Source organism: Wolbachia endosymbiont of Oedothorax gibbosus (assembly GCF_936270435.1).
Lineage (GTDB): Bacteria > Pseudomonadota > Alphaproteobacteria > Rickettsiales > Anaplasmataceae > Wolbachia.
Map to the genome: position 1 here is coordinate 1091412 of NZ_OW370567.1, position 25415 is coordinate 1116826.

Below are 25415 nucleotides of genomic sequence, written 5' to 3' on the forward strand. Positions count from 1 at the left end.
GAGAATAAAAATATGCCATCAAATCTGAAGTAGCTGTGGAAATAAAAATTATAAAAGGAAATACAAGAGGTGAAGCAGAAATTTACCTTTTTAACATAAGACTAAAGGGATTAAGACGATAACCGTGTTCTTTACAAGTTAATTCTGGCCAACCAATGGTTTGAATAACATCATCACGTTTAATGCTTAATCCCAATTGATTGGCTAGTTTTTCTTTTATCGTTCTTTGCATTTTATTCAGAGGATATCTTATTTGTTGTTCTAAATCTGTGATTTCTGAATGAAAAGTTAAACGGTCTGCTATTTTTTCAATGCTAAGGGGTATATGTTTCTCTAACGGTACATCATTTTCAAAATCATTAAGGAATTGTTTGAATAAAACGCGAAAAATACTAACACACAACGTAGCTCGTTTATTTACTACTTCGATGTCATTGACGTAAACCACACCATGCGAAAACTTTAGTTGTAGAACCTTTTTTGGTAATTTAGGTTTAACTTCCTTTAGTGAAATAATGGGAAAGATTTGCGTAGAAACATTAGCAATTAACTCTGGTATAGCTGCTTCAAGAATTATTTCATGTAAACTCTTATTCTCACAAAAAAGATCAGACATTTTTACGATAGGCAAAACAAGTGGCAAGTTTGGTATATTTTCTCTTACGGTAATTAGGATAGTGGGCTGAATTCTAAGTTTATCTACGGTTAAATGTACTGCATCAGTGCAAAGGTCAAGAATAATTACGCTTACTATACTACCTTGGCTGCTTATGTGGTAAACTCCCTCTGCTGCTCTTCGCCAGATTAATCTTGAGCCGCTTAATAAATCCTCGAACCAACTTGCAATTTTTTCTAAGTTAAGATTGGTTGATAGTAGGTGAAATCGTTGCTTTTGATGAGTATTGGGTAAAATATAGCGACAACAATCTTCACAAAGCATGTCATCACACTCTTCATCAAAATCTGGACTAATAGGAATTTCATTATTACAATCTGGGTAAAATACGTGAGGCCAATCTAGATGATCTTCTTCGCGAGAGCAAATAACAAAATCAACTTCTTTTAATTTAATAAAACCAAGGCCAGACAACCACAATGCAGTTTCTAAATAAGCTTTACTAGGATCAATCCAGGAGTCATGAGATCTCAGAATATCTGCAACAGCTTGCTTTTGGGAGAATTGTAAGTCCATAGGTCTCTTTCATTAATGATTTAAAATCTTCTCGCCCGTTTTTATTGAGTATGTGCTCTGAGTAATAAATAGTAGTATAATGTTGATTCCTTTTAAAGAACAGAGTCACTTTCTTCTCTTGAAATACAATACGAATAGATTCAACAAGTGAATTATCTTGCTCGATTGTTAGTTTTAGCATTTGTAATTCCCGAGCAATTGAGTTAACTGGATTGGTAACTATAACTAAGTACGTGTCTTTCTTGAGCTGAGTCGAACGAAACTTTACCTCAAATAGACAAATATTAGGATCAGTACCTTCTATGGAAGATTTCAAGAATGTTGCAACAAGAAGTGTACAATTCTGGTCTTGCATGTTGATGAACAAGCATTCACGTTCAAAATAATGACTTACGATACTATTTGCTATTTTTAGGCTTTCACTAAAATTCTTAGCACATAGATTTACTTGATTACCATGTAGTGCAAAATCCAGAATAATCCAATCTGGCCTATATCCATGGATAATGCGGTTTGAACTGAAGAGTAAGTCTTTATTGCTAGCACGACGTATAAACACGTATATACGATTTTGATGGTAGAAAAAACCTTGTAGTTGAGTTTCAAAGCCATCATCTTTTTCAGCATCGTATTCTTGTAGTAATTGGTGAATAACTTCTTTTGATATAAAGTTTTTAAATGGAATTTTCATCTGCCTTGGAGAATTCTGTAAAGCGAAAGATGAAAATCCTTTCTTTTGTACTTTATCAAAGTGGTAAACACATTTGATTAATTCTGGATCACTGTGAAATAAAACAAAGATCAAGGATTTTTTATCATGTTTATTGTTTTTACATAAAAACTGTGTGATCAACTCTTCACTCAAAGCAGATTTTGCTACTTCAACAACAGCAGATTCAAGTTTAGAATGGTTAAAATGACTAAGTAGATAATATTCGAACAAAGAATCTGAACAGTTCATGAGCATTTTACGTTTTTGTTGAACTGAAATATCATCATACTTCCAAAACTCGTGTTCTTTAAATAATTGCTCATTTTGCTGACCTTTAAAACAGTGAAGAAAGATAACATTTAGTTGTCTACCTGAGAGGGAATAAAGCCAATTTTTACGCATTTCCTCATTTTGAAAGCTAAGTAGCCAATGATCTACTGGCATTTCTAAACTGCTCTCCCAGAATTCTCTGCTAGGATGAAGATTAACCATATACTATGTGTAACATGATGCGCTACACTTAACATAATTTAAGAATTAATCAACAGAAATTTAAGCGAAATATCGATAAAATATTTTTCTTTCACTTAAACATACAACTATGAAAGATGTATATATTAAGTAATAGGCATGCGTTAAAGAAGCTTTCATCCTATACTAATCTTATAAGTAATGGAAAAAGAGTGCTTTTTGCCTATAGTTCCAGGTTTGAGCCATTCCCAATAACGAAGGCAAACTACAGAGAGAAAAATAATGTCAATCCTCACCCAAACGGGAAGAGCAGCAATAGCAGCAAGCATAAAAGAGCAACCAATACATCTTGCCTGGGGAACGGGTGATGAAAGCTGGGAAAGTAGCCATCAGGTCGAAAAAGTTTTTGTTGAGGGTGAAATTAAGCTTGAACACTACCCCATTAAAGATGTAAAAGTTTTTAAAGAGCAAACAACTTATCAGTCAAGTATAGACTATACAGTTGCTGGTGTAATAAAACGTACGGAAAATAGCTCTATTCCTACAGGTGGAACAGTTACTATAGAGTATACTGAAGATACACCACCAGAGTCCATTACGTCTGAAAAACTGCTAAATGAACTTGGCAGACGCGTTGTCGATGAGGTTCTCTTCTGCACAGGTGATGAAAATGGAGAGCTTGTTACTCCTTCTGGAAGGTTTAGGCCCTCTAATGTACCAACCAATAACCTTTTCCTCACATTTACTTTCGATTTCACGGATGCAGCAAATCAAGTTATACGGGAACTAGGGGTTATGGTTGGTACTAAGGTAAAAGAAGAATTGCCTCCAGGACAGAGATATTTTGAACCACAAGATATAGAAAATCCGGGAATTTTATTAGTTTTAGAACACACGGTACCACTTATCAGAACCGCAGCAACTCGTGAAACTTTTTCATTTGTAGTTACATTTTAAAAAATTTATGAAGGGAGAAAAAGAAATGACAAAAGATGCGCTTACTCGTTTACAGAAGATAGGACTTGATGATTCCACTGTTGAGCAGCTACTCAGTTTTAAAGATAACGGAAATCTTCTATATGACTCAGCATTCAAGATTACTGACTTATCTGAAGATAGGTTTGTTGAAGCAGTAAAAGATACATTTTTAGAAAGCACGGCACGGGATATCTACAAAAAAGCTGTAGCTAGGAAGAAGTTTATCTCAGTTTATGTAGCAAATGCTAAGGAAATTTCTGAGCCTCATTATCGAGCTCAACACTGCTGCAATATACATTAAAATTTATAGGGGAAAACATGCATATACCAAAAATCTTTAATACCGATAATTACAATCAGTGCGAAAGTTGCCAATCAGTACTAAGTCCAGCAGCTTATCTGGTTAAGTTATTGGAAATAGTTGATAAATATATTACACAACCAACTAAATCACTTAAGGAACGTCGTCCTGATCTCTACGATATTAAACTCGATTGCGACAATACTAACAAAGAAAAGTTATATCTTGAAATTGTCAATGAGATAATGGAGAAAAAGCTAAAACATGATCTTGGAGATGATGTTCTACGCAAGCTTGCAACTGCCAAATATCCTTTTAATCTTCCAGCAAATTTTCCGCTAATGAGTATACGTGCTTACCTTAAAAAGCATAAAACAAGCTTAGTAGAGATATACAAAATGCTCATTGAAAATGCTGACACTGATGCAGAGTCTTTAGGTCTTTCTCCGGAAGAATATAAAGTAATTACGTCTGATAATGAGGCAGAAGCTTATTTAAAAGAGGTATATGGAATAAAAGACGGGGAAATAGATCAACTGAAAAATGTTGATACATTCATTGCACAAACAGGTATAGAGCACGATAAGCTTCAACCATTGCTTGATAGCTATAATAAAATTAAAGGTTCAATAACACTTACTATTACAGAACAGACGATAAACAATCTTGATAATCAAGCACTAAGCTTTCTACATCGCTTTATTCGTTTAGCAAACAAACTTAATTGGTCATTTGACGAGTTATAGCACTTCTCATAATAATCCGAACAGATCATAGAAAGGCAGAATCAACAGCATGACGAAAAGACTTGAATAGAGGAATGTTTTTCCTGACTCTGTTTTTTATAGCAAACCAATGATGTTCAATTTTGTTAAAATCTGGAGAATACGGTGGCAGATACAAAATTTCTGCACCAATCCCTTTAGCAAGCTTAATGATCTTATCAGACTTATGAAAAGTAGCATTGTCAAGAATGACAGTTTGTCCAGGTTCCAAGGTCGGTATCAAAAATTGCTCAAACCATCCATTAAAAATATCCATATTACAGTGGCCTTCAAAGGTTAATGGAGCAACTATTTTTCTTTCACTTAAAGCTGCAATCATACTGATTCGTTGAGTTTTCTTCCCAGATTTTAGGGCATAAAACCGCTGTCCCTTCTGACAATATCCATAGGGGTAGTCTTCAGTGTTGTCAATGCCAGACTCATCTATATACACTAAGTTTTTAGGTTCTTTTGTTGCTATAATTTTCAAGAATTTAGCACGTTTTTCTTCGCTTCTTTCCTTGTACCCATAGGTCTTTTTTTGCGTGTAAATCCAATTTTTTTCAGGGCTCGGTGGATAGTTTGGATACTAACGTTGCTCCAAAGTTTAGCCATTTCCAATAGAGTCTTTCCTCCGTTTTCTCTGGCAAATTTAGCAAAGGCATCCCAGTCGGTAATTTTGTGATTGTAACCTCCATTTCCAAGTTTTTTTGATTGAAAGTCACCTGTTTCTTTTCTTCTTTGCTGCCACTCCCACAAAGTAGTTCGTCCAATTTTAAATCTTGCTGCCACTGTTTCTCTGCTTTCTCCCTCGTCTAGAGCTTCCATTGCTTTTTTCCTTAAGTCATAACTATATGCTGCTGGCATACCTACCTTCACTACTACAAATCCTTATTTTACCTTATTTGGACTATTATGAAAAGTACTATAACTCAAGCACTAAGTGAAGGTAAAATTGATCAAAAAAAAATAGCAAAGATTAAAAGTCTACAAGAAAAGTTCCAACAACCTTTAGCTAAAATATTCGCATTGTATGCTGATAGCTTACCAGAGAGCGTATCAAATAAAATTGATAATTTACCAGAATTTAAAACACTTTTAAGTCAGAAAAGCTTCAAAGATTTAGCTGCCACAGCAAGTAATTATAGCGCATTGCAAAATATTTTAGAAGTAAACAGTAATGAATTAACTTCTTTGATTAACTACCATAACGATCAAAAAGTATTTGGGGAAGAGATTTTAAAAGTATACAAACAAGTTCTGCTTGCAAGATTAATAAATATACCAATAGCAGAGCTCTTATCACAATTAAAGATAGAAGGAGTAAATCAAGAGAACGTAGTTGAATTTAACGATTGGCTAAAGAAACATACAATTACCACTGAACAAATAATCAGATTAATTAATCCTGCTTTAAGCAAGCAACTTGCAGAACAATTGCACAATTCAGTACAGGAAGTAAAAGATCTGCAGAGTTTCTATAATGAAGTATATAAGTGCATAGGCAACATTCAACCTGAGATACTCGATGCTATTTATACGTTTACTCCTCACTCGGAAAATCCACGACCATTTGCAGAGAAAGGATTTTTAGAAAAGCTCATTCATAACATAGATGTATTTACAACATTGAAGCTTGAAGTAGAGGATATTGCAAGTTACAAGAGTGCCTATGGAGTAGAGGGAAAATGGTCAATTGAGCAGATTCGGACTCTGTTAAACTATAAAACACTTAAAGCATCATATTCCACGCTACCAGAATACATAAGCTGGTATGACTACAGCAGTGATAAAGTAACGGAGAAAATGGCTCAGCTCACTGGTTGGAATAAAGATACACTTGAAGCTATTAAAAAAGTCGAAGTATTTAAGCAATGCTTTGGCAAGCAAGATCCGGTGAATTCTTTGATGAGAATCAAATCTGTTATGGACATCACAGGAATTAACGTAAAAATTCTACTAAAGTTAAAGGATTTATATAATTTAAAAGCAAGTAATGGATGGAATAAATACACCGATATTGCTGGAGATTTAGAGCTAATCACCGAAAAAGATGAAGGATATTTAGCAAGAGAAAAGCGAGATATTCTATCGAGATACATGATACATATCAATCCAGACCTAAAAAACATGAGGGATCTCTATGGATTCTTGCTGATAGATGTTGAAATGAGTGAATGTTCAAAGATTTCGCCGATTAAAGCAGCACTAAATAGTGTTCAGCTATACATTCATCGCGCTATGATGAAGATAGAAGAAGGTGTAGAGGTTGATAAAGACTTTACTGAAGAAAAATGGAAATGGCTATCTAGTTATCGAGAATGGGAAGCAAGTAATAAGATAAAATTATATCCAGAAAACTACTTAAATCCGACTTTACGTAAAGTTATAACTCCAGAGTACAAAAAGCTACAGAATACTTTAATGCAAGGAAACATCACCGATGAAGGAGTAAGTGATGCATACATGAAGTATTTTGAAGATTTTGAACAAGTAACCAGCTTAAAGATAGTTGATAGTTGTTTTGAGAGAGTAGAAGGAAAAAATACTTTATATGTTATTGGTCGCACCCTTGCCCAACCCTATGATTATTATTACCGCACAGCAATATTTGATGAAGAAAACCAAAATATACTTTACTGGACTGCGTGGGAGAAAATAGAAGCATCGATACCAGTTGAAACTATAACCCCAATACATGCATTTAACAGATTATTTATATTTTGGGTGCAGCAAATTGAAAAAGGGAAAGATAAAGAAAAAAGAGTTGATGCAACGATTAATTATATCTTTCAAAAGCCAAGTGGCAGTTGGACAGCACCGCAAAAGCTTGCAAGTGATATTAAAGTGGAGCCAGTTAATGAAGCAAAGAAATTATACTGGAAGAAAGTAGCAGCTTTTTATCTAAAAGAACAAGATGGAAAAGAGAGACGAATAGTAATTGTCATTGGTGAAACAAAATTTGATAGTGTAAGCCCATCTAATTTATTTACTCTTGATGAAGATTTAGTTGCCAGTGAGAGTCAGCAAGGAATGTTTGTTAATAATCTCGCTTATGAAATGCGTACTGTTAACTTGAAGAAATATACTAAAAGAAGCGCAACGCAAGTTGTAATTGGTAATAAGGTTATTTTCTTTGGTGGCCTTGTAAGTACTAATCAATACTCTTCACAAGTAGATATCTATGATAATGAAAATGAAACCTGGACAACTCACACTGCTAGTGAAGGGCGAAGCTCTCCGGAAGTTGCAGTAGTAGATAAAAAGGCTATTTTCTTTGGAGGTGACAAAAGTAGTAATCAATATTCTTCACAAGTAGATATTTATGACAATGAAACCGGGAGTTGGACAACCCATACTGCTAGTGAAGCAAGAAGATCACTAGACATTGCAGTAGCGGTAGTAGGCAAAAAAGCTATTTTCTTTGGCGGATCAAAAGGTGATCGAGTATATTCATCGAAAATAGATATTTATGATGCTGAAACCGGAAATTGGACAACCCATACTGCTAGTGAAGCAAGAGAGAATGCAGAAGTTGCAGTAGTCGGCAAAAAGGCTATTTTTTTTGGAGGCTGGAGAGGTCAATACTCATCAAAGATAGATATTTATGATGATGAAACAGGCAGATGGTCAACTCACACCGCTAGTGAAGGACAATCTGGTGGAAAAGTTAAAGTAGTAGACAAAAAAGCTATTTTCTTTCAAGGATGGGGAGAAAGAAGTAATGGTAGATCCAGACAAATAGATATTTATGACGACGAAAAAGGCACATGGACAACTCATGCTACCCGTGAAGCACGAGACACAGTTGCAGTAGTAGGTAAAAAGGCTATTTTCTTTGGAGGATGGCAGTCTTCACAAATAGATATTTATAATTATGAAACAGAAAGCTGGTCAACTCGTCCAGTTACTGAAGCACGATATGATATAGACACTGTAGTAGTGGGGAAAAAGGCTATTTTTTTTGGGGGAGATAAGGGTTATCATCAGTACTCATCACAAATAGATATTTATGATGATGAAACTGGAAGATGGACTACTCACACTGCTAGCGAAGCACGAAGGTACACACAAGTTGCAGTAGTAGGCAGAAAAGTCATCTTTTTTGGAGGTAAGAAAGGTGAGTATCAAAACTCCTCACAAGTAGATATCTATGATGATGAAACTGGAAGATGGACAATTCATACTCATTCTGCTAATCAACAAAAATGCGGCATAAAGACTGTAGTACTAGGTGAAAAAGCAATTTTCTTTAATTGTGAAATAATAAATATCTACAACAATGAAAGCAGTACATGGACCACTATAACTACAGCATATACTGATTTTTATTATATGGCACATATCATTCAAGGAAATAAGGTAACATTTATTGGTGCTGATAGACATCCTTACATACTAAAAGACAAAATATTAAAATATGAAATATTAGCAGATAAAATTCTGAGTTCATCTTATGATGTAATTGATAGTAGTGATAAGCTTCTTTTAGGAGAAACCAAAAACATCTTTGAGACTAATGTTACCAATAAAGAGGGTAATGCTAAACTCTTATATGAAAATAATTCTACAAAGTGGTTAACATTATTAGGTAATTTTAAAAAGTCCCTATCACAACAAGTAATCAATAAACCAGGTTGGTTCATTGTCGAAGGTAACTTAGAGCGTGAAAATATTCGTGAATCTTTCTTGCTTTTACCTAAAGATTACAACTTATCTGCAATTAGTGAGCAATCAACTTATAAGATAAATAAGGATAAAAATAAACTTGAGTTTGAGTATATCGGTGAAACTCCAAAAAAATTAGATTTTAAAGATATGAAATTCTCTTTTATGAGATTAAACATCACTGGCAATGTGCGTGATTTACGGCAAAAAGCTTATGCTGGAGGGCCAAAGAGAATTTTAACTTTAGAGTCGCAGAAAATAGAACAACTTAAATTCGAAAGATTTAACCCAACGAATAGTGTTGTTCATCGTCCAAGTGATCTTTTAGATTTTAGTGGTGCCTATGGTCTTTATCTGTGGGAGATATTCTTTCATATACCAATGCTGACTGCATGGCATTTAAATCGAGAGCAGGATTTTGCTACAGCAAGAAAATGGTATCAATATATCTTCAACCCTACCAATGATAAAGCATGGCAGTTTTTGCCTTTTGAAGAGCATAACAGTGATAATATCGTTGCATCACTGAGTGATACGCAAACTACTACAGAATTAGCGATTGATCCATTTGATCCATACACCATTGCAAAACAACATGTAACTTCATTTGAAAAGTACATCATCATATCTTACGTAAACAATCTCATCGATTGGGGAGATATGCTCTTTGCTAAGGGATCTTGGGAAGCATTAAATCAAGCTACGATGCTGTATATCAGAGCTTGGGATTTACTTGGCCCAAAACCTATTAAAAAAGGAAATTTTTCAGTTCAGCCTCAATCCTTCAATGAATTAAAACCGCATGATTTATTGCAACTGGAAACAGAACTACCCTATGGTTCACAACCTGAAGTTCAATCTGATGAAGCTCATGATCTTATCAAATACAGCAATTACTTCTGCAAGCCTGAAAACAAGAGCTTTATTGGTCTTTGGGATAAAGTTGAAGATCGTTTATACAAGATAAGACATTGTTTAGATATGGGAGGCAAAAAAGCAGTACCGCCTTTATTCCAGCCACCGCTTAATCCTAAGCAACTATCAGCAGTAACTGGAGGCCATTCTGTAGAATTACCACAAATACAACTGCCACATTATCGATTCAGTCAGATGGTGAGTTATGCAAAATCAATAGTTGAAACTGTGATGCAATTTGGCTCAGAGTTACTAGATGTTTTGGAAAAGAGAGATGCCGAGTTACTGACTATTCTATACAACAAACAAGAAGGAATAATCAGTAATTTAATTTCATCAGTTAAAGAAAAGACTATAGAGACCTTAAAGAAAGAAAAAGATGCACTAAGTGCAAGTTTAAATAATGCTGAGGAGCGTAGATCGCATTATGACAATTTAATGAATTCTAGTGCATTTGACTTTTTCCAATTTATTGGTGATTTACTTTTTGGTGGATCGTTGACTGGTTTGTCGTCTCTTGAATATAAGGGAGTGGATTTACACGCTGGAGCAATTGCAGCTCGTGCAGGAGCGTCCGGTATATTTGGAGCTGCAGCATTAACCCATTGGTCACCTACAATATTTGGTTTTTCCAATGGTGGCTTTCACCCTGGTTTTTCTGTGGAAGCAGGAGCAAGCTCTTTCACTACTACAGCAGATACCATAAGAGAAAGTGCTGAGTTATGTAATATTATGGCAAGTTATCAAAGACGTGCTGAGGATTGGGATTTACAGAAAAAGTTAGCTACCTGTGATGTGAAGCAGATTAATCATACAATAGAGGCTAATAAAATCAACCAAGCTATTGCTGAGCAAGAATTAAAAGTACATAAAGAGTCAATCAAGCAAAACCAGGAAAAAAGAGAATTCTTCGAAAGTAAGTTTACAAGTAAAGAGCTCTATGACTGGATAAAAGGGCAAATAGCGATAATATATTTCCAAGCTTATAAGATGGCCTTGGAGATGGTAAAACAAGTGGAAAAAACTTATCAGTATGAGTTGAATAATGATAGAGTATTTATTACAGCAAGCTCTTGGAACAGCTTAAAAGAAGGATTACTTGCAGGTCATAGTTTAAAATTTGCTCTTGAGCAGATGACTAAAGAGTATCTTGATAATAATGAGAGAGCTTTAGAGATTACTAAAACAATGCCTTTAAGTCCTATTGCAATCAATGACTTAAAAACTAAAGGAAGCTGTAAGTTTGCATTAACAGAAAAGATGTTTGACCTTGATTTTCCAGGTCATTATTGCCGTAAGATCAAGAGTATAAGGATCACTATTAGAGCAGAAGTTGCTCCTTATCAGGATATTCATGCTACTTTGCAGCAAACAGGCAACAGAGTGGTACTTAAACCTGATATTGAGGCAATAAAATCATTACTTGGTGAAAGTGATGAATCAAATGAGTCGATAAGGGTAAATTGGAAAACAGGTCAACAGATAGCAATATCAAAAGGAAACCAAGCAGACAGTGGATTATTTGAATTAAACTTCAATGATGAACGTTATCTACCATTTGAAGGTACAGGGGCGGTATCTGATTGGATACTGAAACTGCGAAATGCTACGAAAGTTTCTGATGTAATTGTTCATCTTGATTATACTGCGTTTGATGGTGGCGAGGAGCTCTGCAATAAAGTAAAAGTTCTGCCAAAACTGAAATGATATGCTGGCAGTGAAGTTAAGCGAGTTTGATCAAGAAAAGATTTAAACAATCATCAGAGTTTAAGTTTAAACCTACTTTTCCCGCAGAGATTAAAAACCCAGATTAAGTTATAACGGTATCTACCTAGTACCAAAAATATCAGATGAAAGTCAGGTGGATATAAAATTGGGTATTGGGATAGATAAAGTAACCGTTAGAAAGTGATTGGGTTATAAAAGCAACTAATGCAGATAAAATAGAGGAGATTATGGTAATAATACCTTATAAGGCAGAGGTTAATTGATGACCTTGAATAACTATTATAATCGCTCTGACAAAGAATACGAAAAAAGCTTGTTTCTTGCAGGAAGAGGTTTGCAGTCAGCAGAATTAAATGAGATTCAAGATTATGCTCTTTCGAAGCTTAAAGGCATAGGAGATGCGATATTTCGTGATGGTGACGTTATAGCAGGAAGCAATTGCATCATAGATGGGGAAAAAGTTACACTTGAAGCTGGAAAAATCTATCTTCGTGGAGCGGTGAGAAAGGTAGAGGCAAAAGAGTTTGTTATTCCTCTTAATACTATAGTTCGCATAGGTGTTTATTATGTAGAATCAACCATCACAGAACTTGAGGATGAAAATCTTCGTGATCCTGCAGTTGGTACACGTAATTATCAAGAAGTAGGAGCAGCAAGGCTTAAAGTTTCCACCATTTGGGGTTATCAAGCTCAAGGTGTTTCTTCCTCTTTTTCTGCAAATGGAGAATTTTATCCAATTTACAATATTGAAAACGGAGTTCTTGTTCAGTATTCACCGCCACCACAAGCAAATATAGTAACCACTGCACTTGCTCGTTATGACAAGGAGGCAAATGGTTCCTACGTCGTAAATGGCCTAGAAGTAATGTTCCTGCAAAAGGAAGAGGGAGAAAAAATATTTGTGATTAATGAAGGAAAAGCTCATGTTGATGGCTATGAGATTGAACTTCCTCACAGTATTCGAGTTTCTTTTGATGAAGACCCAGATATAAAATCAGTTGAATCAGAACCCCATACTTTTCAGCCAAATAGCCAAAGAGTAATGGAACTGAAAGTTAATGATTTTCCAATCAGTGAAATTAAAAAAGTAGATATAACTGTTCAAAAAACCATTACCATTACTCATGGTTCATATTCTGGAGCTATTGATCCGATATCTGACTCTGCAGTACTTGAGATTATTCAAGTTAAGCAAGGCAATATAATTTATGAAAATAGTGTAGATTATAAACTAAACGCAGGAAATATTGATTGGTCATTGGCAGGGAAAGAACCTGCACCTGGGAGTAGTTATCAAATAACTTATCGCTGTCGTACTCAGGTGAGCCCTGAAGATATAAATGAACAAGGATGTAAAGTAAGGGGAGCAGTTGATAATAGCTTGGTTCTGATTGATTACACCTGGAAAATGCCTCGCTTTGATTTAATTACTATCGATAGCAAAGGGGTGGTAAGAAGAATCAAGGGAATTGCCCATCCTTGGAAACCATCAATGCCAAAAGCACCTAGCGGACAACTTTTACTCTGCTACATTCACCAAACGTGGAAAACCGGGGAAAAGGTGAAAGTAATGAATAATGCTATCCATGCTGTGCCGATGAATGAGCTCGAAGCAATGAAGAGTGGAATAAGAGATCTTTATGCGCTAGTTGCAGAGGAGCGTCTACGTAGTGATGCAAATTCAAGAGAGCCAACCATGAAAAAAGGAGTATTTGTTGATCCCTTCTTTGATGATGATATGCGTGATCAGGGTATTTCCCAAACTGCAGCAATAGTAAATAAGGAACTAATTTTACCAATAGACGTGGAAATTATTGATGTTGAAAGAGGTAAAGAATCTTATTTATTGCCGTATGAACTTGAGCCAGTATTGGAGCAGCTTTTACAGACTGGTGAGGTAAAGATCAATCCATATCAGGCATTTGATCCGATACCGGCAAAAGTTACCATGAACAAAAACACCGATCACTGGACCGAGATAAAGACCAATTGGTCAAGCCCAGTAACAAGAGAGTTTAATACTAGAGAAATGACAGAGCTATTGTCAAGTAATTCATATGAAGCTGAATTTATGAGAGAAGCAGTACAAGATTTTGAGATTGAAGGTTTTGAGCCTAGTGAGAAACTTAAAGAAATAAAATTCGATGGCATCGTCATTCAACCCGTGGCATAGAGGGAAAAAAAGTGGAAAATCAAGGACGAATAAGTGGAAAAATAAAAATCCCAGCAAATATTCCAGCAGGTACAAAATTAGTACAATTTTATGGGGATAAAGGAAGCTATGGAGAGGCAACTTATACTGGTAAAAAAACTATTACCATAGAGGAAAGAAGAAGAGTTTTTTCCAGCAAACGTGTTGATCCTTTAGCACAGACATTTACCTTGGATGAGAGTAGACATATAGGAGGTGTAGAGTTATGGTTTGTAAATAAAGGCAAAAAACGTGTTGTTGTGCAGATCAGAGAAACAACAGTTGGAATGCCATCTCAGGCTGTTATTGCTGAAAATTATATTGAGCCAAAAGATATAAAGATAGATGGCACAGCAACACGTATAGAGTGGTCACCAGTTTTTTGCCATGCTGGGCAGGAATATGCGATAGTTTTACTTACCGATGACGGGGAAAATGCGGTCAAAGTAGCAGAACTTGGCAAATATGATGCAGTAAACAGTAGGTGGGTAACCAGTCAACCTTATCAAGTAGGAGTATTACTTTCATCAAGCAATGCAAGTACGTGGACTCCACATCAAAATTTAGATTTAACGTTTCGACTACTAGCTGCAAAATTTAGCGAAAATTCTCACGTTGTTGATCTGGGCAAAGTTACAGCAAACAATACTTCAGATTTAATTGTTTTGACGAACGTCGAAAAAGTAGCATTTGATACCAACGTGGAATTTATCTTAACAGATGAAGAAGGAAGAGAAAACTTTTTGTCTGATAATTTGCCGCTCGCACTGCGTGAAAGATTATCTGGAGAGCTAACGGTAAAAGCAAGCCTAAAAGGAGGGCAAGAAAAAAGTCCAGTTCTCTACCCTGGGCTACAGCTAGTTATGGGAAATATAGGGGAAGAAGGAGATTATGTAACTAGAAGCATTACCGCAGGGGCTAACACTAAAATTACCATAACATATGATGCGCTGATACCCGGCACTGCAGATGTTAAAGCGTATGTGCAAAAAAGCGTGGAAGAATGGCAGTTAGTTAATTTAACAACGGGAAAACCAATCGGAGACAACTGGGTGGAGAGAGTTCACGTACTGACGAACTTTAATGCCAATGAAACAAGGATAAAATTAGTTTTAAGTGGAACGGTTGTTTATCGTCCTAAAGTCAAAAATCTCAGAGTAATAGTAACATAAAATTTAAATGACTTTTGATCAAACCAAACGAGGATATCCTTTGCCGCATCCAGAAAACATTGCAGTAGAAGATGTAGTACGTATTCGCAGAGCCATAGAAAAGATAGATGAAGATATGAGTGAGAGGAAAAATAAACACAATGATCTTCAAAAAGCATTTGAACGACTGAACTTTGAAAAATTTTTGAATTTTTGGGAATGAAAGAAACAATATACCAAAGGATAAAGGATTTAGCAGCAAGTAGCACACCTGATCAACTGGCATATCTTGCAAAATCGCTGGAATTGATAGCAGATAAAAAAACTATTTCCAACGTTGTGCAAATGACCACAATAAAAGAAATAATCGATGCATTACAAAAAAGACTTAAGGATTTAGCGGTAAATAGTACACCAGATCAACTAGCATATCTTGCTAAAGCATTGGAATCAATAGTAGATAAGAGTGCAGTGTCTGAAATTGTGCAGATGACAGATGTTAAGCTAAAAGAACTTCTTGATAGTGCAAAAAAACACTTAAGTGACATAAATAGCAATAAAGCAACCTCTATATCGTCCATAACTGCAGCAAAAACAGATTCTGTCAATGAAATCAACAAGCTTAGGGATAATTCCTTAAACACTTTAAAAGCATCATCAGATTCACATATATCGTTACTTGACACAAGAAAGAATGCAAATATTGCAGCAATAAATAGCATTAGTAACAGTCATAAAGATGGTCTTAAAGGTTTAGTAGAAGATTTTCGTGCTGTAAATGATGTGCCAGATGGTTCATCGATCATGAAGGAAATAAAAACCGGAGAAGACCAGCTAAAAACACTGACAACCAGATTTAACTCCATCAATGATTTGCCAAGCGGTTCATCAATTATGAAGGAGGTAAAAACCAGGGAAGATAAACTAAATACACTGACAACTAAATTCAACTCCATCAATGATGTGCCTAGCAGTTCATCAATTATGAAAGAAGTGAAAAAGAGAAATATGATTGAACCAAGGTCATTACCTTTCTTGTTTGGTGTGCTAGGTAGAGGAAATAATTACTATGGTCACGGAATTTTCACAACTGAGTTAGGTCAATGGAGCAGTGATATAACAAAAACCGACTATATGCTGCAACTACTGTCAGGTAGCCATACATACGATACAGATTACGTTAGTTTTTATCGGCCAAGACAACTCAGTTTTATAGAGGGAAGTAAAGGTACATTTATTTATGGAGAGTTATATACAAACAGTTTTTCGAGTAGTAATTATCAGATATATTACTACCCGTGTGCTGCACTTGGAGTAATGTTTGTAAAAAATACCACAAGTAGAGATATAACAAGAACATTAAACTTTGTTGGTACATCTTATTGGAGCTCAGGATATGAAGGAGCAGGAGCATTTGTGGGAACCCCTGATAATACCAATGCTAGTAAATCAAGAATTTCGAAAATAATATGGAAAAATATTTACCAATACACGAGTTCTAGTAACAAATTTTCCGCATCTGGTAATGTAGAAATTCCAGCAGGAAAAACAGTTGCAATGTTACTTTATACATCATCTTATCTACATTCCAGAACAAAAGTTAGTGAAGGTGCGTTTTCAGGTGATGTACACACCTATGGTCAATTTATCCAGTGGGGGATTTATAACATACGTAGCAATTTTCTGACCACAGGGCTTGAGGTGGATGTAGAGAGAACACTAAGAGCTTGGCAATGTCCAGGGTTAGAACACACCCATCAAATCTGGCAATGAAATAGGAGAAGAAATTGTGGCTATTTACATAAGATTTGAGAATAACAAACAAATTGAAACAACAACGCTTGAAAGCAAGCCAACTGGCTGGTATGAAGCACCAGAAAATTTCGACTGGCAAAAGAGTTATTGTCTAACAGAAGGAGGGAAAATTGTTGAAAGGAGTAAAGAAGATATTGAGCTGGAATTACTGGAAACTGCGAAACTTTCTGCACTTCGTATTTATTTTAATAATTATACTCACAAATATGCAGGGCATTCTTACCAGAAGTCTAAGTCGTACGAAATACAAGCAAAAGCCGCAGAAAACATTTTAACAGCAGCAGAATCGATAGATGAAAAAGATGCAGAAATTATAGAGCCATTAGCAAAAGTCCGTGATATTACGGTTATTGAAATGGCAAGAATAATTCAGGAAAAAGCAAAAAAAGCAGTAAAAGCAATAATCAAATGTGAAGAGCTTGAAGACTTAGCTAAGAAGAAAATTAAGGAAGTCAGGGATAAAGAAGAGTTGCAGAGTTTACTCAACGATTTTAAGCAAAAAATGCAAGAGAGCTAAAAAGGGGCAAAAGATGACAGAACAGTTTCTACATGGAGTAAATGTTATCGAGGTTACCTCAGGAGCAAGATCAGTACGCACAGCAAAATCATCAGTGATAGGAGTAATTGGTACTGCACCTGAAGCGGATGAGCAAAAATTTCCACTAAATAAACCAGTATTAATAGCAGGAAGCTTAAAAGAAGCAGCAAAACTGGGAAAAAAAGGAACTCTGCCTTCTGCAGTAAATGGAATATTTTCCCAGATTGGTGCAACAGTAGTAGTAATTAGAGTTGAAAATGCTGATCAAGAAGAAGAAATAACTGCAAATGTCATTGGAGGAGTTGATGAGGAAACTGGAGAATATCAGGGAATTCAAGCGTTCTTAAGCAGTGAAAGCATAGTCCATGTTGCGCCAAGAATACTAATTGCACCTCAGTTTACTCATCAATTATCTGGAGATGCTGGAAATCCAGTGGTTGCAGCATTAATTCCTATAGCAGAAAAGCTGAGAAGCATAATAGTAGCAGATGGACCAAATACCAATGATGAAGAAGCAATAAAGTGGAGAAAAAGTGTAGGCAGTAGCAGAGTTTACGTCGTTGATCCATGGGTTAGGGTGTTTGAAGAGGAGGAAAAACCGCCAAGTCCATTTGTAGCTGGTTTAATAGCCAAAGTAGATAGTGAACAAGGCTTTTGGCATTCACCTTCAAATAAAGAGATAAATGGTATTGTTGGTACAAGTAGAGCTATTGATTTTACCCTTGGCGATAGAAGCTCTCGAGCAAATTACTTAAATGAAAATGAAGTAACAACGATAATTCATCAAAATGGCTATAGGCTTTGGGGAAATAGGACATGTTCAAATGACTCAAAATGGGCTTTTTTGTCAGTGAGAAGGACTGCAGATTTAATCAATGATAGTCTACTTCGAGCTCACTTATGGGCAGTTGATCGAAATATTACCAAAACTTATATAGATGATGTAATTGAGGGAGTGAATTCTTATTTGGCCAATTTAAAAGTACAAGGAGCGATTATTAGCGGAAAATGTTATGCAACTCCAGAGCTCAATACACCAACAAATATTGCAAGCGGGAAAGTATATTTTGATTTCGAATTTACACCACCATATCCGGCTGAACAGATTACTTTTAGGTCACACCTTGTTAGTGGCGCAATATCGTAAAAAGGAGAGAAAGAGAGATGCTACCAAAGATTTTAAAGAATTTTAACGTATTCGTTGATGGTCGTGGTTATGCTGGTCGTATCGATGAGATCACTCTGCCAAAACTCACCATTAAAACAGAGGAATATAGAGCTGGTGGTATGGATATCCCAATAAGCATTGATATGGGAATGGAGAAATTAGAAGCAGATTTTACTTTTTCTGAATATGATACGGAGCTGTTCAGGCTTTTTGGTCTGATAAATGGTAATTCAGTAGCTTTGACGCTCCGTGGTGGAATGCAAGGTAGTGGTAGTAATGATATTGAAGCAGTAATAATTAACCTCAGAGGCATATTCAGAGAATTTGATTTTGGTAGCTGGAAACCTGCTGAAAAAGCCACTCTCAAATGCACTGTAGCTGCCCATTATTATAAACTTACGATAGGTGGCAATGAGTTAATAGAAATCGATGCTGTGAACACGATTCGCAAGATTAATGGTGTTGATCAGATGGCCTTGCTACAAGCAGTTCTAGGTATTTAGGTTTAGTTTTAAAAAGATTTTAGAATTTTATTTTTTAGGAGAAAGTATGACAACAGTAAAACTTGATAATCCAATAACAGTAGATGGAACTCCGGTTTCGGAATTAACTTTTAGACCAGTCAAAGTAAGGGATTGCCTAGCAATGGAACGTACTGGTGGTAGTGATTTTGAAAAAGAAGTTGGATTAATTGCAAATCTAGCATCTGTGACGAAGGAAACAATTTGGGAATTATATTTTGCAGACTACATGAAAATACAGGAAGCGTTGAAAGATTTTTTTCCACCTGTTACACAAAGGACTTAAGGTTAAATGTACTAATGCTCTGTTCCGTTATAGGTGGCGGAATTGAGCAGGTACTTGAAATGGAAATAAAGGAATTTATTTTGTGGGTAAAAGCAGCAGGAGAATTTAAATGTCAACATTATCAGTAAAAATAGGTGCCATACTAGATGGTAGCTTTAATAGCGCAATGACAGGAAGTAATGCTCAACTTTCCCGTCTTGGAGGTACAATAAGGCAACTTGATACGTCGATGAAATCGGTATCTAAATTTAAGGAGTTAAGTCGTAACACATTAGTTGCCAAGAGATCCTGGAAAGGCTTAGAAGTGCAAGTAACGTCCTTGGCTCAAAAGGGAAAAACTTTAAAGGCTGCTTTTGATGAAGCTAATGCGTCAGTGGCAAAGGCAAAAGAAGCGTACTTACAGAAGAAAGATGAAACCTCAAAGGTTAAGCTTAATGAAGCTAAAAAATTAGCAGCAGAGGCAAAAAAAGCTTATTCACAACATAAGAAAGACAAAACTTTTGAGGCTGATTTTGATAAAGCTAAAAAAGAAGCAAAAGAAGGAAGATTAGCTTATTTACAAAAAAGAGGTGCTCTACATGCATTTAGCGAAGAAGTAAGGAAAAGCGGAAAAAATATTCAGTCCTTGATAAGGGATCAACATAAACTTGGTGCTTCTGCAGAAAAGTTGAGAAGTCAATATAGTAAGTTAAACTCCGCCATCAAAAAACGGGACATGTTTTTGGGAAGAAAAGCGTACTTTAAATCGCAAATGTTGGAGACGGCTGGGCTTGCATTGACACTTGCAGCTCCAATTAAAGTTGCAATTGACTTTGAAAGTGCTATGGCTGATGTTAAGAAGGTAGTAGATTTTGACAAGAAAACAAATGAAGCTAATGAGTTTGCTGAGAAGTTAAAGAAATTATCCCGTGAAATACCGCTATCGGCCGCAGAATTAGCACAAATAGCTGCAAGTGGTGGCCAACTTGGTGTTAAAAAAGATGATCTGATTAAGTTTACGACAACAGTGGCTAAAATGTCCACAGCATTTGATATGTCTGCAGAACAGGCAGGTGATTCTATAGCTAAACTTGCCAATGTTTATGGAATTGATGTAGACAGGATGGAATGGGTGGGTGACATTATAAATCACTTATCAGACAAGACTGCTGCCAAAGCAGGAGATATGGTTAAAGCATTAGCTATAGTTGGTGGTAGTGCAAAACAGTTTGGTCTTAATATTAAGGAGACAAGTAGTTTAGTAAATGCCTTTATTAGTTTAGGTAAGCAACCAGCAAAAGCTGCCACTGCAATAAATGCTCTACTTAGCAAACTTCAAACCGCAGAGGGACAGAGCAAGGAATTCAAGACAGCATTGGAAGACATGGGAATAACTGCAGAAGAGATGACACAAAGGATTAGCGAAAACGGCCAAGATGCACTACTTTATTTTTTTGAAACTCTGGAGAAAGTAGATAAACAGGAACGTTCGCAAATTCTTCTCAATCTCTTTGGTCAAGAATATCAAGATGATATTGCATTACTAGTTGGAAGCTTAAAGAACTATAAAGATGCCATAAATAATTTAGCTGACGAGAAAAAATTTGAAAAGTCCATGCAAAAAGAATTTGATAATCGTGCAGCAACTACAGCAAATAACTTACGACTACTGAGAAACGCGATAGCAGAGGTGGGAATGAACTTGGGCTCAGTCATGCTACCTCCTTTAAAGTGGATAAGTAGTCTTTTAAGAGAGATAACTAACCCCATAGCTCGGTTTGCAGAAAAGTTTCCAGTTATTACTACAGGAATAATGAGTGTCATAGCAGCACTAATAGGTCTTAAAGTTCTAGCAGTAAGTGGTGGTTATGCATGGAATCTGATTAGAGGTGGAATGTTAACTTTTTCGGTTATTTTGCATGGGGTAGTTAAGCCAGCACTGATATCATTATCGTCATATGCTATTCCAGTGGTAATTACTGGGCTGAGTGTTTTAAAAGCTACAACTTTGAGCTTAGCAACGAAAGCTTTTCCTCTACTATCATCAGCTCTACCTGCAGTAGCAGCAGGAGTGAGATTTTTGACAGCAGCAATTGTGAGCAACCCTATAGGACTCTTAGTTGCCGGACTTGTCACAGGTGCAACACTTATTATAACTAACTGGCAAAAGGTAAAGGGCTTTTTCTCCAGTATTTGGGAGTATGTAAAATCGATAATAAAACCCATCGGAGAGATGTTTTCATGGCTGGGAAATACTGTCGGTAGTATATTTGGAAAAGTATTTGAAAACAGTCCGCTGAAAGAATTTGAAAAAAGAAAAAGTATCGTTACTGAAATAAAAGCACCCCTTAAGAGCAGCATTCTCAGCAATGGAAATCCTCTGTTGAATAACAGTATAATTAAAGAATTTTCCAAGAGAAATAAGAATAGCTTCAGAGTCAAAAGCCTTATTGAGGAGAAAAAGTCCACAGAGAGCGATAATGATAAGATATTTGCAGACTTTGCAAGGAGTAAGTTTGAAAATAAAGAACAAAAGACTATGAATAAAACTCAGAACATCACTAATAATTACACTATCAGCATTAAAGCAGAGCCAAATCAAGATGTTCGTAGTCTTGCAGATGAAGTAATAAAAAGGATAAGAGAAAAATCAAGAGATGTTATGTTTGATACGGTAGATCCTATTTACTAATGTTATCCCTTGGTCCATATAAAATTTCCCCAACAAGCTTAAAGTGCAGCAAGGAGAAGCGTTGGAGTGTGGTTGAATGTATTGGCAAACCATTGCTACAGAATATTGGTCAAGGGGCAGAAAATATAGATATAGAAGGGGTTATTTATCTCAATAATTTAAGTGAATTAAAGGATATGAAAGAAGCAGAGGCAAACCAAATACCCCGCACTTTAGTTGATGGCATGGGAAATATTTGGGGACAATTTGTAATTACTCGTTTTGAAGAAAAGCTAACGTCATTTTTCCCTTGCGGGTTACCAAAGAAAGTTGAATTTAATTTAAGTTTAAGACCTCAGTTATGGATTAGAAAATAGATAAAAGTATAACTAAGAAGAGGGAAACAGGGTAAACTCGAGTATTTTAGTAATAATAAGAGGTTACCCATGAAGAAAGATATTACAGAACTGTACTGTTGCGTCGAGGATTTTTGTCGTGCGGTAGATGATAATTTTGCAAATAGGTTCTTATCAAACGGCAAAAAACCAACCAGAGTACCAGAAATAGCGCACTCAGAAATTCTAACCATAATCCTATTATACCATAAATCACCATGTAAAAACTTCAAGGCTTTTTATCTTTGTTATCTTCAGTTATTCTATAGATCAGAGTTTTCAAAGCTGCCTTCATATCACAGATTTATTGCCTTAAAGCCGCGAGTTTTGTGGTATTTAGCATTACTTTTGCAATGGTTTTGTGAACAAGCAAAAATGACCGGGATTTCCTACATAGATTCTACTTCAATAGCAGTATGCCATCGAAAAAGAATCTCAAGAAATAAGGTTTTCAAAGGATTAGCAGAGTTAGGAAAGAATACTTACGGCTGGTTTTTTGGTTTTAAATTACATGTAGTAATCAATGAAATAGGTGAAATTCAAGGTGTTACGCTAACCAGAGGTAACGTCGATGACAGAAAACCTGTACCAACTCTAACCAAAAAACTAACTGGACTTTTGTTTGGAGATAAGGGCTATATAAAGAAAGAGCTCTTTGAGAAACTATTCGATAGAGGTCTAAAACTCGTCACTAAAGTGAAAAAAGGTATGAAAAATGCACTGATTTCGCTGAAAGAGAAGATTTTACTAGGGAAAAGATCGATTGTTGAAACGGTTTTTGGCTGCCTAAAAAACAAATTTGAACTTGAGCACACTCGGCATAGATCCACAGTAAATTTCTTGGTACATATTTTTTCTACCCTCATTTCTTATTCAATGCAATCGAAAAAGCCCTGTATTTCTCAGCTTTACTTCGTTGGTTAATCCATAACTGGGGTTTTAAGGTGCTATTCATGACTATATATTACTCGACAAAAGAGAAGGACATGTTGGACTATATTTGCTGGCAACACTATGGATTTACTTCAGGAGCAGTAGAAATGGTCTTGGAAAACAATCCTGGACTTGCAGAGTATGATAGTTTTTTGCCAGGAGGATTGAAAATTAAACTGCCTATAATTGAGAAACCTCTACAGAAATCAACCTTAAAGATTTGGGGATAAGATGCAACCAGAGTTTATCATTGAAGGATATGAATTAGCAAAAGATCGCTTGGTGTCAATGCATGTTACTGATGAATCAGGGACTATAGAAGATGTGGCTGAAATATGTGTCGATTACAGGAATGATAACATAAAAGTTCCAAAAGAGTTAAAGATTGCTTTGGGATATAGAGAAACAGGAGTACTACCCATAGGTGTATATACAGTCAATGAAGTTACAGTACAAAGTCCACCAAAAACCTTAACGATCAAAGCTCATGCAACAAATTTGATGATATCACTAAAGGAAAAAGTATCTAGGGAGTGGCACCAGATTACACTGGGTGATCTAATCAAAGAAATAGCAAATAAACATGGATATGGGCACAAAGTTGCTGAAGAATTTAAAGATATATTGATACCACACATTGATCAGACTGAAGAAAGTGATATAAATTTATTAACTAGGATAGCTATAGAGCGAGAAGCTATGGCAAAATTAGCAGGAGGATATATATTATTTATTCCAAAAGGTGCAGCAAAATCAGCAACAGGAAAGGTTTTAGGAACAACGACTATCAGACCTGAAGACACAATCAATTGGAAAGTACATTTTACTGTACGTAATAAATACAACTCAGTGATAGCAAAATGGCATAGTTATGAAAAGGGAGAGCAAATATCAGAAACAGTAGGCGGCGGTGAACCAAGTTACGCCATACAGACGATTTATCCAAATGCAGAATCAGCAATTAATGTAGCAAAAGCCAGATTTAAACAATTACAGCGTAATAATGAGAATCTAGAGATGACAATACCAGGTAATCCAGAGTTATGTGCAGAGGGAAAACTTAATCTTGTAGGGTTCAATCAAGATATAGATGGTGAATGGATAATTGATAGAGCAGAGCATACTTTAAATAGTTCAGGATATCGTACTGCATTATCGGCGTCTTTGCAGTAATTATGTTTAAGAACCTGTTTAAAATCTTCGTAATAAGAGAGAAATGAAGGAGAGAACAACCATCTGTAAGCTAGTGTTGAGTTTCCGCTCGCAATTTTTCCACAAACGCCTACATTTTTCCAACCAAGCAAAAGAACGCTCAACAACCCATCTCTTTGGCAATACAACGAAAGAGTGTAATTCACTTCGCTTTATTACCTCAACAGTTGCACCAATAGTAGCTTTTATTTGAGTTGCAAAATTTTCTCCTGTATAGCCAGCATCAACCAGTATATTTTTAACTTCAGAGAGGTTTTCTTCAGCCTTTTCCACCATTTCCACAGCACTGCTACGATCAGTTACTTCTGCCGTTGTTATATGAATTGCATGTGGCAAGCCTTGCGTATCAACTGCAATATGACGCTTTATGCCTGAAATCTTTTTACCTGCATCATAGCCCTTTTTTTCAGCAGTATCTGTGTTTTTAACACTTTGTGCATCAATTATACAGAAACTGGTTTTCTCTTTCCGACCATTGCTGATACGAACCTCTCCAACTAATTTTTTTTAAGACTACTTCCAGCAAGCTTGGTTCTGCTCCATTCTTTTTATTCCACATTTGAAAATAGTAATACACGTTCTCCCACCTTGGAAAATCTTTTGGCAGCATTCTCCACTGGCAGGCGCTTTTTAGGATATATAGCACTGCACAAAATACATCATACAAATCAAGTTTCCTTGGTTTTGTTTTCTTTCTGCTACTCTCCAGTATTGGTCTGATTTTTTCAAATTGTTCTTGACTTATATCGCTTGGATAGCTTTTTTGCATAGATATACCTCTTTCTTAACTATGCCTACTTTACCTCATATTTTCGAGATCCTTAAC

General features: G+C 35.9%; 21 protein-coding genes. 17 read left to right on the plus strand and 4 right to left on the minus strand.

Going from position 1 to position 25415, the window contains the following annotated elements:
- Positions 1-82: 82 nt before the first annotated feature.
- Positions 83-1192 (minus strand): hypothetical protein, encoded by a 1110-nt coding sequence (locus NBW39_RS05510; protein ID WP_250294786.1) that lies wholly within the window; start codon positions 1190-1192, stop codon positions 83-85.
- Positions 1137-2348, minus strand: coding sequence for a hypothetical protein (locus tag NBW39_RS05515; protein ID WP_250294788.1), 1212 nt, complete (start codon positions 2346-2348; stop codon positions 1137-1139). Before NBW39_RS05515 ends, NBW39_RS05510 begins: the two co-directional genes overlap by 56 nt.
- A gap of 309 nt (positions 2349-2657) precedes the next feature.
- On the opposite strand from NBW39_RS05515, the gene NBW39_RS05520 reads away from it, so the two are divergent.
- The 3 genes from NBW39_RS05520 to NBW39_RS05530 are packed head-to-tail and all read left to right on the plus strand — an operon-like array spanning position 2658 to position 4400.
- Positions 2658-3332: a hypothetical protein gene (locus NBW39_RS05520; RefSeq protein ID WP_250294789.1), complete on the plus strand. Its 675-nt coding sequence runs from the start codon at positions 2658-2660 to the stop codon at positions 3330-3332.
- A 7-nt stretch (positions 3333-3339) separates the two neighbouring features.
- Positions 3340-3654 (plus strand): hypothetical protein, encoded by a 315-nt coding sequence (locus NBW39_RS05525; RefSeq protein ID WP_250294791.1) that lies wholly within the window; start codon positions 3340-3342, stop codon positions 3652-3654.
- Positions 3655-3671: 17 nt separating this feature from the next.
- A complete protein-coding gene (locus tag NBW39_RS05530; protein WP_250294793.1) occupies positions 3672-4400 on the plus strand; it encodes a Tc toxin subunit A in 729 nt (242 codons plus the stop codon).
- A 25-nt stretch (positions 4401-4425) separates the two neighbouring features.
- Here the strand turns inward: NBW39_RS05530 and NBW39_RS05535 are convergent.
- Positions 4426-5285, minus strand: a protein-coding gene (locus NBW39_RS05535) for an IS630 family transposase (protein ID WP_250294642.1) whose coding sequence is annotated in 2 segments (ribosomal slippage) — positions 4426-4961 and positions 4961-5285 — 861 coding nt in all. Because the reading frame shifts where the segments join, the coding sequence is not laid out codon by codon here.
- Positions 5286-5333: 48 nt separating this feature from the next.
- Between NBW39_RS05535 and NBW39_RS05540 the strand changes: the two genes are divergently transcribed.
- From NBW39_RS05540 to NBW39_RS05605, 14 genes are all read left to right on the plus strand, one after another.
- Positions 5334-11708 (plus strand): Tc toxin subunit A-related protein, encoded by a 6375-nt coding sequence (locus tag NBW39_RS05540; protein ID WP_250294794.1) that lies wholly within the window; start codon positions 5334-5336, stop codon positions 11706-11708.
- A 283-nt stretch (positions 11709-11991) separates the two neighbouring features.
- The gene (locus NBW39_RS05545; protein ID WP_250294795.1) at positions 11992-13902 is read left to right on the plus strand and encodes a DUF4815 domain-containing protein; all 1911 of its coding nucleotides are present in this window, start codon (positions 11992-11994) and stop codon (positions 13900-13902) included.
- Between the two features lie 11 nt (positions 13903-13913).
- Complete coding sequence (locus NBW39_RS05550) at positions 13914-15092, plus strand: hypothetical protein (RefSeq protein WP_250294796.1); 1179 nt, start codon at positions 13914-13916, stop codon at positions 15090-15092.
- 7 nt (positions 15093-15099) lie between these two features.
- Positions 15100-15294: a hypothetical protein gene (locus tag NBW39_RS05555; protein ID WP_250294797.1), complete on the plus strand. Its 195-nt coding sequence runs from the start codon at positions 15100-15102 to the stop codon at positions 15292-15294.
- Complete coding sequence (locus NBW39_RS05560; RefSeq protein ID WP_250295769.1) at positions 15291-16844, plus strand: hypothetical protein; 1554 nt, start codon at positions 15291-15293, stop codon at positions 16842-16844. Before NBW39_RS05555 ends, NBW39_RS05560 begins: the two co-directional genes overlap by 4 nt.
- Positions 16845-16860: 16 nt before the next feature.
- The gene (locus NBW39_RS05565; RefSeq protein WP_250294798.1) at positions 16861-17403 is read left to right on the plus strand and encodes a hypothetical protein; all 543 of its coding nucleotides are present in this window, start codon (positions 16861-16863) and stop codon (positions 17401-17403) included.
- Between the two features lie 13 nt (positions 17404-17416).
- A complete protein-coding gene (locus NBW39_RS05570; protein WP_250294799.1) occupies positions 17417-18571 on the plus strand; it encodes a phage tail sheath subtilisin-like domain-containing protein in 1155 nt (384 codons plus the stop codon).
- A 17-nt stretch (positions 18572-18588) separates the two neighbouring features.
- Positions 18589-19095 carry a phage major tail tube protein gene (locus NBW39_RS05575; protein ID WP_250294800.1) on the plus strand — a complete coding sequence of 169 codons (507 nt, stop codon included), beginning with the start codon at positions 18589-18591 and terminating at the stop codon, positions 19093-19095.
- 46 nt (positions 19096-19141) lie between these two features.
- Entirely contained in the window at positions 19142-19399 is a 258-nt protein-coding gene (locus NBW39_RS05580; protein ID WP_250294801.1) for a phage tail assembly protein, read from the plus strand.
- 109 nt (positions 19400-19508) lie between these two features.
- Entirely contained in the window at positions 19509-22070 is a 2562-nt protein-coding gene (locus NBW39_RS05585; RefSeq protein ID WP_250294802.1) for a phage tail tape measure protein, read from the plus strand.
- Positions 22070-22426: a phage tail protein gene (locus NBW39_RS05590; RefSeq protein WP_256466290.1), complete on the plus strand. Its 357-nt coding sequence runs from the start codon at positions 22070-22072 to the stop codon at positions 22424-22426. Before NBW39_RS05585 ends, NBW39_RS05590 begins: the two co-directional genes overlap by 1 nt.
- Before the next feature lie 69 nt (positions 22427-22495).
- Entirely contained in the window at positions 22496-23368 is an 873-nt protein-coding gene (locus NBW39_RS05595) for an IS982 family transposase (protein ID WP_250294632.1), read from the plus strand.
- A 29-nt stretch (positions 23369-23397) separates the two neighbouring features.
- Positions 23398-23607, plus strand: a complete 210-nt coding sequence (locus tag NBW39_RS05600) for a tail protein X (protein ID WP_250294805.1) — start codon at positions 23398-23400, stop codon at positions 23605-23607.
- 1 nt (position 23608) lies between these two features.
- The gene (locus NBW39_RS05605) at positions 23609-24550 is read left to right on the plus strand and encodes a phage late control D family protein (protein WP_250294807.1); all 942 of its coding nucleotides are present in this window, start codon (positions 23609-23611) and stop codon (positions 24548-24550) included.
- Between the two features lie 18 nt (positions 24551-24568).
- Here the strand turns inward: NBW39_RS05605 and NBW39_RS05610 are convergent.
- Positions 24569-25358, minus strand: a protein-coding gene (locus NBW39_RS05610; protein WP_250294658.1) for an IS5 family transposase whose coding sequence is annotated in 2 segments (ribosomal slippage) — positions 24569-25096 and positions 25098-25358 — 789 coding nt in all. Because the reading frame shifts where the segments join, the coding sequence is not laid out codon by codon here.
- Positions 25359-25415 lie beyond the last annotated feature (57 nt).